The following is a 14,415-nucleotide window of genomic DNA, read 5'->3' on the forward strand; positions in this document are numbered from 1 at the left end:
TTCCGGCGGATATGGGCAGGTGTCCGGGCCGCTCAGGCGGCCTTTTCCACATGCCCCTGGCGGGTATAGAGGAAATCGATCACTGCCTTCCGGTATTGCTGGTAGTGATTGTCTTCGGCCAGTTCGATGCGGTTGCGGGGCCGTGGCAACTCGACCGACAGCACTTCGCCAATGGTGGCGGCCGGTCCGTTTGTCAGCATGACAATCTTGTCCGACAGCAGCACGGCTTCGTCCACGTCATGCGTCACCATGATCACGGTGGAGTGGGTCTGGGCCACGATGGCCAGCAGTTCGTCCTGCAACTTGGCACGGGTCAGTGCATCCAGCGCCCCGAAGGGTTCGTCCATCAGCAGGACCTTGGGCTCCATGGAAAGCGCACGCGCAATGCCGACGCGCTGCTTCATGCCGCCCGAGATTTCCCCTGGCCGCTTGTGGGCCGCATGGGACAGTCCAACCAGTTCCAGGGCGGCAGCGGTGCGTGCCCGCAGTTGCTCTCGTGTTTCCAGCTTGCCGAACACGCGTTCGACGGCCAGCATGATGTTGCCTTCGCAGGTCATCCAGGGCAGCAGGGAATGGTTCTGGAACACCATGGCCCGATCCGGCCCAGGGCCGGCGATTTCCTTGTTGGCGGCAATCAGCGTTCCGGCAGATGGCACGGTCAGACCGGCCACCAGGTTCAGCAAGGTCGACTTGCCGCAGCCTGAATGGCCGATCAGCGCCACGAACTCTCCCTTGGCGATATTCAGGTTGATATCGCGCAGTGCCGGAAAAATGCCCTTGGCCGTTTTGAAGGATTGAGCCACGTTGAAAATTTCGATGTATTTGCTGTCACTCATCATGGGTTCCATATCAGTGGCGTGATTCTTAGTGGCGTGATTCTTCGAAGGTCACGGCAGCCGCAAGGCGTACCAACAGGGTTTCCAGCAGCAGGCCGACGATGCCGATCACGAAAATGGCGATGATGATGTGGTTGACGTTCAGGTTGTTCCATTCATCCCAGAGCCAGAAGCCGATGCCGACGCCGCCGGTCAGCATTTCTGCCGCCACGATGACCAGCCAGGCCGTTCCCACGGCCAGCCGCACACCGGTCAGCATGTAGGGCAGGACGGCGGGCAGCAGGATGCGGGTCGCGATTTTCCACTCTGACAGGGCCAGTACCCTGGCCACATTCATGTAATCCTGCGGGACCCGCTGTACCCCTACGGCGGTGTTGATGACCATGGGCCAGATCGAGCAGATGAAAATGGTCCAGATGGCGGCAGGATTGGCGGACTTGAATACCAGCAGGCCGATGGGCAGCCATGCCAGCGGCGAGACGGGACGCAGCAGGCTGATGATCGGGTTGAGCATGCGCCCCAGGAAGGCGGAGCGGCCGATCATGAATCCCAGCGGAATGCCCACCAGTGCCGCCAGGCCGAAGCCCAGGCCGACGCGTTGCAGCGAGGCCAGCACATTCCAGCCTATCCCCTGGTCATTCGGCCCGGCCTGGTAGAACGGGTCGGAAAACAGCACGACAGCCGAGTCCCAGGTTTCCAGTGGTGGCGGGATGCCATCTCCCTGTTGGGACAGGATTTGCCAGAACAGCAGTACCAGCAGGAAGCCCAGCAGGGGGGGCAGAATGGCTTGCAACCAACGGTTCAGAATATGTCTCACAGCATGCTCCCGTGCCGCGTTCAGGCGTGGATGTCGAAAGAGTCGGCGTAGGTGGCCGGGTCCTGTCCATCCCAGGTTTTGCCACCCAGCAGCGTGCTGCTGCGCAAATCGCTGTCCGGCACGGCAACGCCTGCAGCGGCGGCGGCTTCGCGGTAGAGGTCAGTCTGGTTGAGACGCCGTGCCACGGCCAGATAGTCAGGGTGGTCGGCCAGCAGCCCCCAGCGCTTGTGCTGGGTCAGGAACCAGGCCGCATCGGAGGCATAGGGATAGTTGACCTGGCCGGCATCGTGGAACTTCATGTGATTGGGGTCATCCCAGGTCTTGCCCAGACCGTCCTGGTAATGGCCCTGGATGCGGTCGATAATGGCGGCCCGACTGGTGTTCACATAGGCCCGGGCGGCGATGGTGTCGGCCATTTGTTCACGGTTTTCCGGTGTGCTGTCGATCCAGCGACTGGCTTCAAGAATTGCGGCGATGACCGCCTTGCAGGTGTTGGGATGCTGTTCGGCAAAGGCCTGTGTCGTGCCAAGCACCTTTTCGGGATGGTCTGGCCAGATGTCCTGCGAGGACGCGGCATGGACCGATACGCCGTCCAGGATGCCGCGCATGTTCCAGGGTTCGCCGACCGAGAAACCGTCCATGTTGCCGACCCGAGCATTGGCAATCATCTGCGGGGGCGGCACGGTGATGACCTTGATGTCCTGCATCGGATTGATGCCGGCCGTGGCCAGCCAGTAGTACAGCCACATGGCATGGGTGCCGGTCGGGAAGGTCTGGGCGAATGGGTATTCGCGCGGTTCCCGCTTCATCAGGGCGGCCAGCGAGGCCAGGTCGGTGGCACCGGCCTCGGCCAGTTTCCTGGAGAGGGAAATGCCCTGTCCGTTGCGGTTGAGTGTCATCAGGTTGGCCATGTCGGCCTGCGGGCCGCCGATGCCGACTTGCAGGCCGACCAGCTCACCGTAGAGGATATGGCTGAAATCGTTCTCGCCATTGAGCTGCTTGTCCCGGATCGTGGCCCAGTTCGCTTCTTTGCTGGGAATGATCTTGATGCCGTATTTTTCGTCCAGGCCCAGGGCCGAGGCCATGACAATGCTGGCACAGTCTGTCAGCGGGATGAAACCGATCCGGACTTCCTTCTTTTCTGGCGTGCCCATGCCGCCGGCGGCAGCGCGCGCGGGGAGCAGGGCGGGCGCGCAGAGCAGGGCACCCATGGCGGTGGCGTTGCGCATGAAACTGCGGCGTGTCTTCAGGAGAGTATCGGTCATGATGTTTTCCCTTGCATGCAGTGATTGGAGTGAGTCGGTATGGTGTGAGGCAGGCGGCAGGGCAGCGGCGTGATCAGCCTATTTCCACCCAGTCGCCATTGAGCCGGGCGGGCCAGGTGCGCAGGCGTTGCTCCGGGTATTGCAGGCATTGCCCGTCACGCAGCCGGAATTGCTGCTTGTAGAGAGGGGATGAAATGACAGGCTCATCCTGCACGCAACCTACCAGCCCGCGCCCGATGACATTGGCCCCGGAGCGGGGGTCGCGGTTGTCGATGGCAAACACGGTGTCGCCTTGTTCGCTGTCCGGCACCAGCACCAGGGCAATCTGGTGCTCTCCGACCAGAGCCACCACACCCGAGCGGGCGACCAGATCCTGGCGGCGGCAGACCGGCTGCCAGTGGGGGGAGGACGTGGTGGTTTTCATGATGCAATCTCCTCGGTAATCTGGATGACGCGGGCGGGGCGAGGTTGACCGCGTTCCTGTTCAAAACGGATGTCGGGATCGCTGCGCGAATCGTTGACGAAGGTGCGAAAACGCTTGAGCTTTTCAGGGTCGGACAGGGCATTGGCCCATTCGCACTCATAGCGGTCCACGATGAGCTGCATCTGCGCTTCGAGTTGTCCGGCCAGGCCCAGGCTGTCGTCGATGACAACGGCTTTCAGGTAGTCCAGGCCGCCCTCCAGGGACTCCCTCCAGACTGCCGTGCGCTGCAGCTTGTCGGCGGTGCTGATGTAGAACATCAGCAGGCGGTCGATGTAGCGGATCAGGGTGGCGTCATCGAGATCTGTCGCAAACAGTTCGGCATGGCGCGGGCGCATGCCGCCGTTGCCGCAGACGTACAGGTTCCAGCCCTGTTCGGTCGCGATCACGCCGATGTCTTTGCTCTGCGCCTCGGCACATTCGCGGGTGCAGCCCGAGACGGCAAACTTCAATTTGTGCGGGGCACGCAGTCCTTTGTAGCGGTGTTCGATATGCAGGGCCATGGCGACACTGTCCTGCACACCGTAACGGCACCAGGTGCTGCCCACACAGGATTTCACGGTACGGGTGGATTTGCCGTAGGCATGGCCGGTCTCGAAGCCGGCCTCGATCAGCTCGGCCCAGATTTCCGGCAGTTCGTGCAACTGGGCACCGAACAGGTCGATCCGCTGGCCGCCCGTGATCTTGGTGTAGAGCTGGTACTTGCGGGCGATCTGGCCGATGGCAATCAGACCATCGGGGGTGATTTCTCCACCTGGAATGCGCGGCACCACCGAATAGGTGCCGTTTTTCTGCATGTTGGCCATGAAGGTATCGTTGGTGTCCTGCAAGGGCACCAGGGCCGGGTTCTGGATGGGGCGGTTCCAGCACGAGGCCAGAACGGAGCCGACGATGGGCTTGCAGATGTCGCAACCGAGCGCGTTACCCCGGCCATGCCTGGCGTGCACCTGCTCGAAGGTTTCCAGCCCTTCCACGCGGACACAGGCATACAGTTCCTGGCGGGTCAGTGCAAAGTGCTCGCACAGGCTTTTGTCGACCGCCACACCGCGCGCAGTCAGCTCATGATCGAATACCTGCTTGAGGAGTGCTGCACATCCGCCGCAACCGGTGGCTGCCTTGGTGCAGGTCTTGATTTCACCCAGATCGGTGCAGCCTGCGTCGATGGCATTGCAGATGGCACCCTTGGTGACGTTGTGGCAGGAACAGATCGTGGCCGTGGCCGGCAGGGCATCCACACCCAGCGTAGGCGTGGCAGAGCCCTGGGGCAGGATCAGCGCGGCAGGATCGGCCGGTGGTGCAATGCCGTTGCTGACATACTGGGAGAGCGTGTCGTAATAGCTGTTGTCGCCTACCAGTACGGCACCCAGCACGCGCTTGCCGTCTTCGGAGATCACCAGGCGGCGGTAGCTGGCAGTGATTTCGTCGATATAGCGATAACTGCGGGCCCCCGGCGTGGCGGCATGGGCATCGCCGATGGAGCCTACGTCCACCCCCAGCAATTTGAGCTTGGTGGACATGTCCGCGCCTGCAAAGGGCGATGCCTCCAGATCGCAGAGCCGGGCCGCCACACAGCGCGCCATCTGGTAGCCGGGAGCGACCAGGCCGAAGACGGCATCGTTCCAGGCCGCGCATTCTCCTATTGCAGAAATGGCGGGATCGCTGGTTTGGCACAGGCTGTCGATGGCAATGCCGCCCCGCTTGCCCAGTGTCAGGCCGGCGGCTCGGGCCAGCTCGTCGCGGGGCCGGATGCCTGCGGAAAAAACGATGAGATCGGTGTCCAGCACATTGCCGTCGGCAAAATGCATGCCGTATCTGTGTGTACTGCCGGGATGTATGGCTTGTGTGGCGCGATCCAGATGTACCTGCACACCCAGGGCCTCGATTCGTGCTTTCAGAGCTGCACCGCCCTGTGGATCGAGCTGTACGGGCATCAGGCGCGGTGCAAATTCGACGATGTGGGCTTCCAGTCCCAGCAGTCGCAGGGCATTGGCCGCTTCAAGCCCAAGCAGGCCGCCGCCGACAACGACGCCGCGTCGGGCATGGCGGGCGGCCATGCGGATCGTGTCCAGATCGTCCAGGGTGCGGTAGACCAGGCGGGCGTTGCCCGCAGCACCGTCGATCTGTGGCACGAACGGATACGACCCGGTTGCCAGGATCAGGTGGTCGTAATGATGGCGACCCAGGCTGGTCAGGATTTCCTGTCTGGCGCGATCGATCTCCAGCACGCTGGTATCCAGATGCAGCGTCAGGCCAGGCGTGGAGTACAGGGCACCATCGCCCAGCGCCATTGATTCGGCATCGCGGCCACTCAGGTACTCGGACAGATGAACCCGGTCATAGGCCCGGCTGCGTTCTTCACCGAAGATATGAATGTCGTAGCGTGCGGTTGCGCCATGGGCGACCAATTGCTCCGCACAGTGATGGCTGACCATGCCGTGGCCGATGATGATGAGCGTGGGCCGATCCTGGCGAGGGGTAGAAGACGCGATGTTCATGTGTAATTCCTTGCAAACAATGCCGCCGCCAAGACAAAAGGCGCTCCTGACCTGGGAGGGTCGGGGGCGCCTTTGCCGGTACTGCACAGGTTGTCTGGGCGAGAAAACTTCTCTACCGGTTATCAAGCAATATCTGTGCCAGACCGGATGCGGGCTGGGGAAAACCCGGTGCTGTACCGTGCGAAAGCCCGTGAACCGGGAGGGCATGGCCGGCTGTGATTGCCTGAGTGGTGTGGGCCTGCGCGCCGGACTTGGTGCGCAGGTGCCTGGATATGCACTGTTGCGGCGCACCCGGCACCATCCGGGTTCATCGGGCCCGCGCGGGCAGGAAAAGGGAGAAACATGAAGAATGGATGAGGGTTGGATTAAGACTTCCTTGCCTGGCCGGGTCTGTTTGCGTTAACGCAAACAGACTGAAATTGCGTCTGATTACGCTTTCTTGATCTGTTGAACCCATGCATGCAGGCGTGTGCCTGCAGGCGATCGAGAGTGATGAGTCGGATGGACGAGAAGCTTGCAGTCTATTTCGCCAGAACAGGCGATGATCCTTTGCGTACGGCATTTGCCATGCGACGGGCCGTGATGCCCTGGCGTCGCCAGCAGGCCGTCCCTGCCGAAGGCATGGCCGCCGCCTGGGCCCAGGTGCTGGACGCGGTACCCGGCAGCCATCGCATTGCCTATATCCATGTGCCGTTCTGTGCCAATCATTGCCTGTTCTGCGGTTTCTATCGCAATGCCTGCTCGCAGGATGCGATGGCCCACTACACCGAATGTCTGGTCGCGGAAATCAGCCGTGAGGCTGCGCGTCTGCCAGCAGGCTCGGCACCGGTCGAGGCGCTGTATCTGGGCGGTGGCACGCCCAGTGCGCTGTCTGCACAGCAACTGGAGCGGATATTGAATACGGCACGGCAATGCCTGCCGCTGACGGATGATTGCGAGGTCACGCTGGAAGCACGGATTACCCATTTCGATGATGACAAAATTGATGCCTGCATTGCGGCAGGTGTGAACCGGATATCGATTGGCGTGCAGAGTTTCGATACCCAGGTCAGGCGGCGTCAGGGTCGGCAGTCCAGCCGTGAAGAGGCGATCCATTTTCTGGAGCGACTGCGGACTCGGGAGCAACTGGCGCTGGTTATCGATCTGCTGTACGGCCTGCCTGGTCAGACACAGGATGTCTGGCAGCAGGATCTGCGCACGACGGTGGCGCTGGCCCCGGATGGCGTGGATCTGTATGGCCTGAACCTGATCCCGGGTACGCCGTTGCAGCGGGCCACCGCCAATGGCAAGTTTCCCGATATGGCGACACTGGAGCATCAGAGTCTGTCGTACCGGGCAGGGGCCGCGTTCCTGGCTGCCGAGGGCTGGAACCAGCTCAGCAATAGTCACTGGCAGCGCACGCCGCTGGAACGGAATCGCTACAACCGGCTGATCAAGGAGGGTGTGGATTGCCTTGCCTATGGTTCGGGGGCAGGTGGCCTGGCGGGAGGGCACAGTTATGCCATCGATGGCGACCTGGCCCGCTACGGCGAGGCGGTACAGGCGGGTCGTAAACCGCTGGCCGGGCTGTCTGTGGGGGATGCACGGCAGCCGGCGCGGCAACGGGTGACGGCCGGTTTCGAGGCCGGTCGCCTGGATCTGGCAGGGCTGAAGTCGCTGGCACCTGAGTCATGTCTGCAGCAGATGCAATACCTGACCGAGCAGTGGCAGTTGGCCGGGTTGCTGCGGATTGAGGGAAGCCGGCTGGATTTGACGCTGGCAGGCCGCTTCTGGGCCAGCAATCTGATTTTTGCATTCGATGCGCTGTTGAGCGGCGATGCCGTGCCCGCGCATTCATCTGCTTCCGGTGGGCGTCCTCAACAGCCCCGGGAGCCTGTTTTTCTTCGCCAGGTGGCGGACAAGGAGGTTGTCTCATGAGCATTGCATCCACACACTCTATCCCGGCAGAGGCTGACCAGGCCCGCGTGGCCCTGCGCGTGGCGTTGGCCGATAATCCGGATGGCATTCTCGAGTCGCTGGCTGCGCAGCATCAGGTTTCCTTGCAGACGGTGATCGATTGCCTGCCTGTCCAGGTGCGCCGCCAGGCACCGGGCAGTGTCTTCATCGACGCGTTCGAGGATATCGCAAGCTGGGGTGACGTCACGCTGATTGTGCATACGGCGGATGCCATCATCGAATTCTCCGGCCCGCTGCCGGTTGGCAAGACCGGGCATGGCTATTACAACCTGCAGGGCGGTGGTGTGGTGAGTGGGCATTTGCGTGCCGACCGCTGCGGTGCGATCTACTTTGTGCGCCGTCCCTTCATGGGCAAGGAAACGCGCTCCATCCTGTTCTTCAACCTTGAAGGGACCGCGATGTTCAAGGTGTATGTGGGGCGCGATGAAAACCGTGAACTGCGTCAGGATCAACTGTTGCGCTTCGATGCCCTGGAGCAGCGTCTGGCGGTTCAGGAGCCGCAGGCATGACACCGGTTCTGGTTTTTGGTGCCAGTCGTGGCACGGGCCTGTTGCTGGCGCAGCAATTGCGTCAGCAGGGCGTGGCCGTGCAGGTGATGCTGCGTGAGTCGGTCGCGGCGGATGAACTGCTGGCATTGGGCGTGTCCGTGGTCAGGGGGGATGCCTTGCTGCCTGGGGACGTGGCGCATGCCTTTGCCGCACAGGCGGGGCCCTGCGATGTGGTGTCGCTGCTGGGGGGCGGGCCAGGGGACTGCCGGGTCGATGCCGATGGCAATATCAATGTCATCGATCATGCCGTGGCCAGCGGCCGGGTGCGCCGCTTCGTGCTGGTGACGGCCATGGGGTGCGGGGAAATGGCCCCTTACCGCTCACCGCAGGCGATTGCGGCTTTCGGTGCGGTAGTCGATGCCAAGTCAAAAGCCGAGGCACACCTGCAGGCAGCATGGCCAGATGCCACCATCCTGCGCCCCGGAGGGCTGCGTGATGGCGAGGCGACCGGGCAAGGCATTTTGTGCGCAGATCCGCAAGTGCATGGCTTCATCCAGCGCGCCGACCTGGCGGCGCTGGTAGTGCGGGTGCTGGCAGCACCGGAGGGGCTGCCAGGGGCTTTTGCTGTCGTGGATGCCGGGCAGGCCCAGTGCGTCAATCCTGTTCAGGCGGTGGCGCTGGGCTGAGGCAAATCAAAGCACGTAGCGGGCCAGGTCTTCCCGGCTGGCGGCTTCCTCGAGCTTGTCATCGACATAGGCTGCGTCGATGATCACGGTCTTGCCGCTGGATGAGCCGGCGTCGAACGACAGGGCTTCGAGCAGTTTTTCCATGACGGTGTACAGGCGGCGCGCACCGATGTTTTCGGTGCGTTCGTTGACCGAGAAGGCAATCTCGGCCAGGCGCTGCACACCTTCTTCGGTGAAGTCGAGTGTGACTTCTTCGGTGGCCAGCAGGGCGGCGTATTGCTTGGTCAGCGAGGCATTGGTACTCGACAGGATGCGCACGAAATCCTGGGCGCTGAGCGAGTCCAGTTCGACCCGGATCGGGAAGCGGCCCTGCAGCTCCGGGATCAGGTCGGACGGGCGCGACAGGTGGAAGGCCCCCGAGGCGATGAACAGGATGTGATCGGTCTTGATCATGCCGTAGCGGGTGTTGACCGTGGTGCCCTCGACCAGCGGCAGCAGATCGCGCTGCACGCCCTGGCGGGATACATCACCACCGCCATGCTCCTGACGCGTGGCGATCTTGTCGATCTCGTCCAGGAAGACGATGCCGTTCTGCTCGGCATTGGAGATGGCACGGCTGCGCAGTTCCTCCTCGTTGATGCGCTTGCCGGCTTCTTCCTCGGTCAGCAGCTTGAAGGCTTCCTTGACGGTCAGCTTGCGCGGCTTTTGTTTGTCGCGGGCCAGGCCGGCGAACATGCCGCGCAATTGCTCGGTCATTTCCTCCATGCCCGGCGGCCCCATGATGTCCATCTGCGGCGCAGCCTGGGCCACTTCGATCTCGATTTCCATGGTATCGAGCTGGCCTTCGCGCAGGCGCTTGCGAAAAGTCTGGCGGGCGGCGTTTTCCTCGCGCATGGGATTACCCGAGCCATCGCGCGGTGGCGGTACGAGCACATCCAGGATGCGATCCTCGGCGGCATCTTCGGCCTGGGTGCGGACACGCTTTACTTCCTGCTCGCGAGTCTGCTTGATGGAGATCTCGACCAGATCGCGGATGATGGTGTCCACGTCGCGGCCGACATAGCCGACTTCGGTGAATTTGGTGGCCTCGATCTTGATGAAGGGCGCATTGGCCAGCTTGGCCAGACGGCGCGCGATCTCGGTCTTGCCCACGCCGGTCGGGCCGATCATCAGGATGTTCTTGGGCTGGATCTCGTGGCGCAGGGGTTCCGCGACCTGCTGGCGGCGCCAGCGGTTGCGCAGGGCGATGGCGACGGAGCGCTTGGCGCGGTCCTGGCCGACGATGTACTTGTCGAGTTCGGAAACGATCTCGGCGGGCGTCATGGTGGATGCGGACATGATGGTCAGCCTTCGAGGAGTTCGATGGTGTGGTGCTGGTTGGTGTAGATGCACAGGTCGCCGGCGATCTCAAGCGACTTCTTGACGATGTCCTCGGGTGGCATGTCGGTGTTGTGCAGCAGGGCCAGAGCGGCCGACTGGGCATAGCTGCCGCCGGAACCGATGGCGGCCAGGCTGTGTTCTGGCTCGAGTACGTCGCCGTTGCCGGTCAGCACCAGAGTGTGGTCCTTGTCGGCCACGATCAGCATGGCTTCGAGGCGGCGCAGCACGCGGTCGGTGCGCCAGTCGCGGGTGAGTTCGACGGCGGCCCGCATCAGGTGACCTTGGTGTTTTTCGAGCTTGGTCTCGAAGCGTTCCTGCAGGGTGAAGGCGTCGGCCGTGGCACCGGCGAAACCGGCCAACACCTTGTCGTGGTAGAGGCGGCGGATCTTGCGGGCCGTGCCCTTGATGACCACGTTGCCCAGCGTGACCTGGCCGTCTCCGCCCAGGGCAACGCGATTGCCGCGCCGGACGCAGAGAATGGTAGTGGCGTGAAATTGTTCCATGGTTCCTTTTCCTTGCCTTGAAAGCTGCACATGGGGGCGAGTGGGAGGAAAACAAGATAGGCCGACTGTAACCAATGGCTTTAATCTACAGCCAGACCGAGGCCGGCGTGTCGATCAGGCCGGCCAGCTTGGTCAGCACAAAGCGCATCTGGTCGCGGGTGCCGGCCATCAGCGAGATGCGCACATGCTGTCGGCCTTCGCCATCGCGGTTGGCCGAAAAGGCGTCACCACCCGGCACCAGCAACTGATGACCGCGTGCCAGGACGGCGAAATGCTCGCCGCTGGGCCAGCGAGCGGGCAGGCGCAGCCAGATATGGAAGGCCGTGGGCTGGGCGCGGTATTCGTACTGCCCGAGCAGTTCGTGCGCCATCTCTTGGCGGGCGATGGCTTCCTGTTTTTGCAGGGCCGCCATGTCAGTGGCCTGGCCTGTATTGATGAGCGAGGTGGCCATCTGCGCTGCCAGTGGTGACACCATCCAGATGCTGGTGCGTACGCTCGAGGTGATGCGTGGCAACCATTCTGGCGGGCAATGCAGGTAGCCCAGGCGAATGGTGGAAGAAACTGATTTCGACAGGCTGGTCAGGTAGACCGTGCGTTCAGGGGCGAAGGTTGCCAGCGGCGCGACGGGGTCGGGTGCGAGAAATCCGTACAGATCGTCATCCAGCAGGAGCAGGTCGTGCTCGCGTGCCAACTGTGCGATTTCATGTCGGCGGGCCGCAGGCATGATGGCTGTGGTGGGATTCTGGAGCGTGGCGATGCAGATCACCATGGCCGGTTTTTCCTGCGCGCACTGTTCGGCAAGCTGCGCTGGCAGCATGCCGTCGGCATCCATGGCAATCCCTTGCAGGCGTCGTCCCAGGCTCAGGACAACCGAGGCAATGCCGGGATAGCAGAGGGACTCACAGCAGATCAGGTCACCAGGACGGGTCAGCGCGTGCACGGCGACCCACAAGCCATGCTGGGCACCTGCAGTCAGGACGACCTGGCTGGCGTCGGCATCCAGGCCGCCATGACGCATCCAGGCAGCGCCGGCCTGGCGGTGCAGCAACAAGCCTCCGTCAGGGGTGTAGTCCAGCATTTCGGACAGGCTGCCCGAGTGTGCCAGCTCTTTCAGGACAGCCCGGACATAGGGTTCCTGGAGTTGCAGGTTGGGTTTGACGATCGACAGGTCGATGGTGTCGCTGACAGGGGCGGCCGAGTGTGCGTCAGCAGCCACTGCAGGGGATGCCGGCGCGGGCTGCTGTGCAGATGCGGGGGGCTGATGGCTTTGCGTGCGTCGCGGCTGCACGAAGGTGCCGCGGCCCACCTCTCCTTCCACCAGGTTGCGTCGTTGTGCCAGTTCGTAGGCACGATTGACTGTCCCGGGTGTGACGCCCAGCGAGCTGGCCAGTTCCTTGAGCGTGGGCAGCCGGGTGCCGGGCTGCAATAAGCCGCTACGGATATCGTGTTCGAGGGCGGCCGCGATTTTTTCGTAAATCGCACCCTGGTATTGGGTCAGATCGGGTGACCACACGGCGAAACGTCTCCTCGATGGGAAGGGGTAGTCATGACATGCAGATGTCGAACGTCCCGGATGAATACGGCCTAGTGTAATGGATCAGGGCCGGAAATTTTCTTGACCGATTAAATCGATTAAATTAATGTTATTGGGTTAATTAAATTGATTCAATCGATTTTTGTCATGAGCCGCAGAAGGAGTACACCATGTTCGACGCACATCACGAGCCGCTGAACCGCATTGACCCCGCCATCTGGGATGTCATCCAGCGTGAAGCCCGACGCCAGGAGGCGCATATCGAGTTGATCGCCTCGGAAAATCACGCCCATCCGGCCGTCATGGCGGCGGTCGGCTCCGTACTGACCAACAAGTATGCCGAAGGCTATCCGGGGCGGCGTTATTACGGTGGCTGTGCCGTGGTGGATGAGGCAGAAAATTTGGCTATCGAACGGCTCAAGACTCTGTTTGGTGCAGAAGCCGCGAATGTGCAGCCCCATGCCGGCTCGCAGGCCAACCAGGCCGTGTTCTTCGCGATGCTCAATCCGGGCGATACCATTCTTGGCATGCGTCTGGATGAAGGAGGCCACCTGACGCATGGCATGCCGCTGAATATCAGCGGCAAGTGGTTCAACGTGGTTAGCTATGGCTTGAATGAGCAGGAAGAAATCGACTATGACGAAATGGAACGCGTGGCTCGGGAAACACGCCCGAAGCTGATCATCGCTGGCGCATCCGCCTATGCCCTGCGGATCGATTTCGAGCGCTTTGCCCGTGTGGCAAAAGAGGTAGGAGCCTGGTTCATGGTCGATATGGCGCATTATGCCGGCCTGATTGCCGGGGGGGGGTATCCCAATCCGGTGCCACATGCAGACTTTGTCACGACGACTACGCACAAGGGCCTGCGTGGTCCGCGTGGCGGCGCGATCCTGATGAAGGCAGAGCACGAGCGGGCCATCAACTCGGCGATCTTTCCGGGGATACAGGGCGGTCCGCTGATGCATGTGATTGCCGGCAAGGCCGTGGCGTTCGGCCTGGCGCTGGAGCCTGCATTCAGGGTCTACCAGCAGCAGATTCTGGACAATGCCCGTGCCATGGCCGACACCCTGATCCGGCGTGGTCTGCGTATCGTGTCGGGGCGAACGGAAAGCCACCTGATGCTTGTCGATCTGCGCGGCCAGGGGCTGACGGGCCAGGAGGCCGAGCGGCTGCTGGAAGATGTCGGGCTGACCTGCAACAAGAATACGGTACCGCGTGATCCGCAGAAGGCGACGGTGAGTAGCGGTATCCGGCTTGGGACACCGGCCATCACGACACGAGGCTTTGGCGTTGAGGATGCGGTGCGGGTAGCGCATGCCATCGCCGACCGGCTGGCTGCACCTGCCGATACGCAGGTACGCGAGCGGGTTCGGGCCGAAGTGGAGGCATTGTGCCGGCGCTTCCCGGTATACGGTTGAGCCTTGTGGGTTTCTGAGGTGTAAAAAAACGCCCCCATAAGGGGGCGTTTTTCATGGAGCAGGATGCGCGATCAGTCGCCGTACATCTTCTGGCGCATTTCGCGGCGCTCCTGTGCCTCGAGGGACAGCGTGGCGGTCGGTCGGGCCAGCAGACGGGGGATGCCGATGGGCTCGCCCGTCTCCTCACACCAGCCGTAGTCACCGGCATCAATGCTGGCGATGGCTTGCTGGACCTTTTTCAGCAGCTTGCGCTCGCGGTCGCGGGTGCGCAACTCCAGCGCGTGCTCTTCCTCGATGGTGGCGCGGTCGGCCGGATCCGGCACGAACTGGGTGTCGCGCAGGTTTTCCGTGGTGGCGTCGGCATTGCTCAGGATATCCTGTTCGAGCTGATGCAGGCGATTCTTGAAAAAAGCCAGTTGAATCGCGTTCATGTAGTCGGACTCAGGCATAGCCAGGAGTTCCTGCTCGGTTGGCAGGGCGATATCTTGCGTTTCCGCGCCGGCTTCTTTATCTTTTGCTGTCTTGGTAACCATGAGAAACACTCCTGTAGACGTCG

General features: G+C 62.3%; 13 protein-coding genes. 4 read left to right on the top strand and 9 right to left on the bottom strand.

What is annotated here, in order from left to right:
• Nucleotides 1-32: 32 nt before the first annotated feature.
• From DD235_RS13880 to nirB, 5 genes are all read right to left on the bottom strand, one after another.
• The gene (locus tag DD235_RS13880) at nucleotides 33-839 is read right to left on the bottom strand and encodes an ABC transporter ATP-binding protein (protein ID WP_109062691.1); all 807 of its coding nucleotides are present in this window, start codon (nucleotides 837-839) and stop codon (nucleotides 33-35) included.
• Between the two features lie 25 nt (nucleotides 840-864).
• A complete protein-coding gene (gene ntrB, locus DD235_RS13885) occupies nucleotides 865-1,653 on the bottom strand; it encodes a nitrate ABC transporter permease (protein WP_239990163.1) in 789 nt (262 codons plus the stop codon).
• Between the two features lie 20 nt (nucleotides 1,654-1,673).
• On the bottom strand, nucleotides 1,674-2,918 hold the full coding sequence (locus DD235_RS13890; RefSeq protein ID WP_109062693.1) for a CmpA/NrtA family ABC transporter substrate-binding protein: 1,245 nt from the start codon (nucleotides 2,916-2,918) through the stop codon (nucleotides 1,674-1,676).
• Nucleotides 2,919-2,991: 73 nt separating this feature from the next.
• Nucleotides 2,992-3,342 carry a nitrite reductase small subunit NirD gene (gene nirD / locus DD235_RS13895; protein ID WP_109062694.1) on the bottom strand — a complete coding sequence of 117 codons (351 nt, stop codon included), beginning with the start codon at nucleotides 3,340-3,342 and terminating at the stop codon, nucleotides 2,992-2,994.
• Nucleotides 3,339-5,894, bottom strand: coding sequence for a nitrite reductase large subunit NirB (nirB, locus tag DD235_RS13900; RefSeq protein WP_109062695.1), 2,556 nt, complete (start codon nucleotides 5,892-5,894; stop codon nucleotides 3,339-3,341). Before nirB ends, nirD begins: the two co-directional genes overlap by 4 nt.
• Nucleotides 5,895-6,395: 501 nt before the next feature.
• Here nirB and hutW point away from each other — a divergent pair.
• From hutW to DD235_RS13915, 3 genes are read left to right on the top strand one after another with little or no spacing between them, the layout of a single operon-like run.
• On the top strand, nucleotides 6,396-7,811 hold the full coding sequence (gene hutW / locus DD235_RS13905; protein ID WP_162300505.1) for a heme anaerobic degradation radical SAM methyltransferase ChuW/HutW: 1,416 nt from the start codon (nucleotides 6,396-6,398) through the stop codon (nucleotides 7,809-7,811).
• Nucleotides 7,808-8,359 (top strand): heme utilization cystosolic carrier protein HutX, encoded by a 552-nt coding sequence (gene hutX / locus DD235_RS13910; RefSeq protein ID WP_109062697.1) that lies wholly within the window; start codon nucleotides 7,808-7,810, stop codon nucleotides 8,357-8,359. The genes hutW and hutX overlap by 4 nt, the downstream gene beginning before the upstream one ends.
• Nucleotides 8,356-9,024, top strand: a complete 669-nt coding sequence (locus DD235_RS13915) for an NAD(P)H-binding protein (RefSeq protein WP_109062698.1) — start codon at nucleotides 8,356-8,358, stop codon at nucleotides 9,022-9,024. Before hutX ends, DD235_RS13915 begins: the two co-directional genes overlap by 4 nt.
• Nucleotides 9,025-9,030: 6 nt before the next feature.
• Here DD235_RS13915 and hslU read toward each other — a convergent pair whose 3' ends face one another.
• From hslU to DD235_RS13930, 3 genes are all read right to left on the bottom strand, one after another.
• Nucleotides 9,031-10,362, bottom strand: a complete 1,332-nt coding sequence (hslU, locus tag DD235_RS13920; protein ID WP_109062699.1) for an ATP-dependent protease ATPase subunit HslU — start codon at nucleotides 10,360-10,362, stop codon at nucleotides 9,031-9,033.
• 5 nt (nucleotides 10,363-10,367) lie between these two features.
• Entirely contained in the window at nucleotides 10,368-10,907 is a 540-nt protein-coding gene (gene hslV / locus DD235_RS13925; protein ID WP_109062700.1) for an ATP-dependent protease subunit HslV, read from the bottom strand.
• Nucleotides 10,908-10,992: 85 nt separating this feature from the next.
• Nucleotides 10,993-12,420 carry an aminotransferase-like domain-containing protein gene (locus DD235_RS13930; protein ID WP_109062701.1) on the bottom strand — a complete coding sequence of 476 codons (1,428 nt, stop codon included), beginning with the start codon at nucleotides 12,418-12,420 and terminating at the stop codon, nucleotides 10,993-10,995.
• Nucleotides 12,421-12,611: 191 nt separating this feature from the next.
• Here DD235_RS13930 and glyA point away from each other — a divergent pair, with 191 nt between their 5' ends.
• On the top strand, nucleotides 12,612-13,859 hold the full coding sequence (gene glyA, locus DD235_RS13935; protein WP_109062702.1) for a serine hydroxymethyltransferase: 1,248 nt from the start codon (nucleotides 12,612-12,614) through the stop codon (nucleotides 13,857-13,859).
• A 71-nt stretch (nucleotides 13,860-13,930) separates the two neighbouring features.
• On the opposite strand, the gene dksA is transcribed toward glyA, so the two are convergent.
• Complete coding sequence (gene dksA, locus DD235_RS13940; RefSeq protein ID WP_109062703.1) at nucleotides 13,931-14,392, bottom strand: RNA polymerase-binding protein DksA; 462 nt, start codon at nucleotides 14,390-14,392, stop codon at nucleotides 13,931-13,933.
• Between the last annotated feature and the right edge of the window lie 23 nt (nucleotides 14,393-14,415).

The organism is Corticimicrobacter populi, from assembly GCF_003123725.1.
GTDB lineage: Bacteria > Pseudomonadota > Gammaproteobacteria > Burkholderiales > Burkholderiaceae_B > Corticimicrobacter > Corticimicrobacter populi.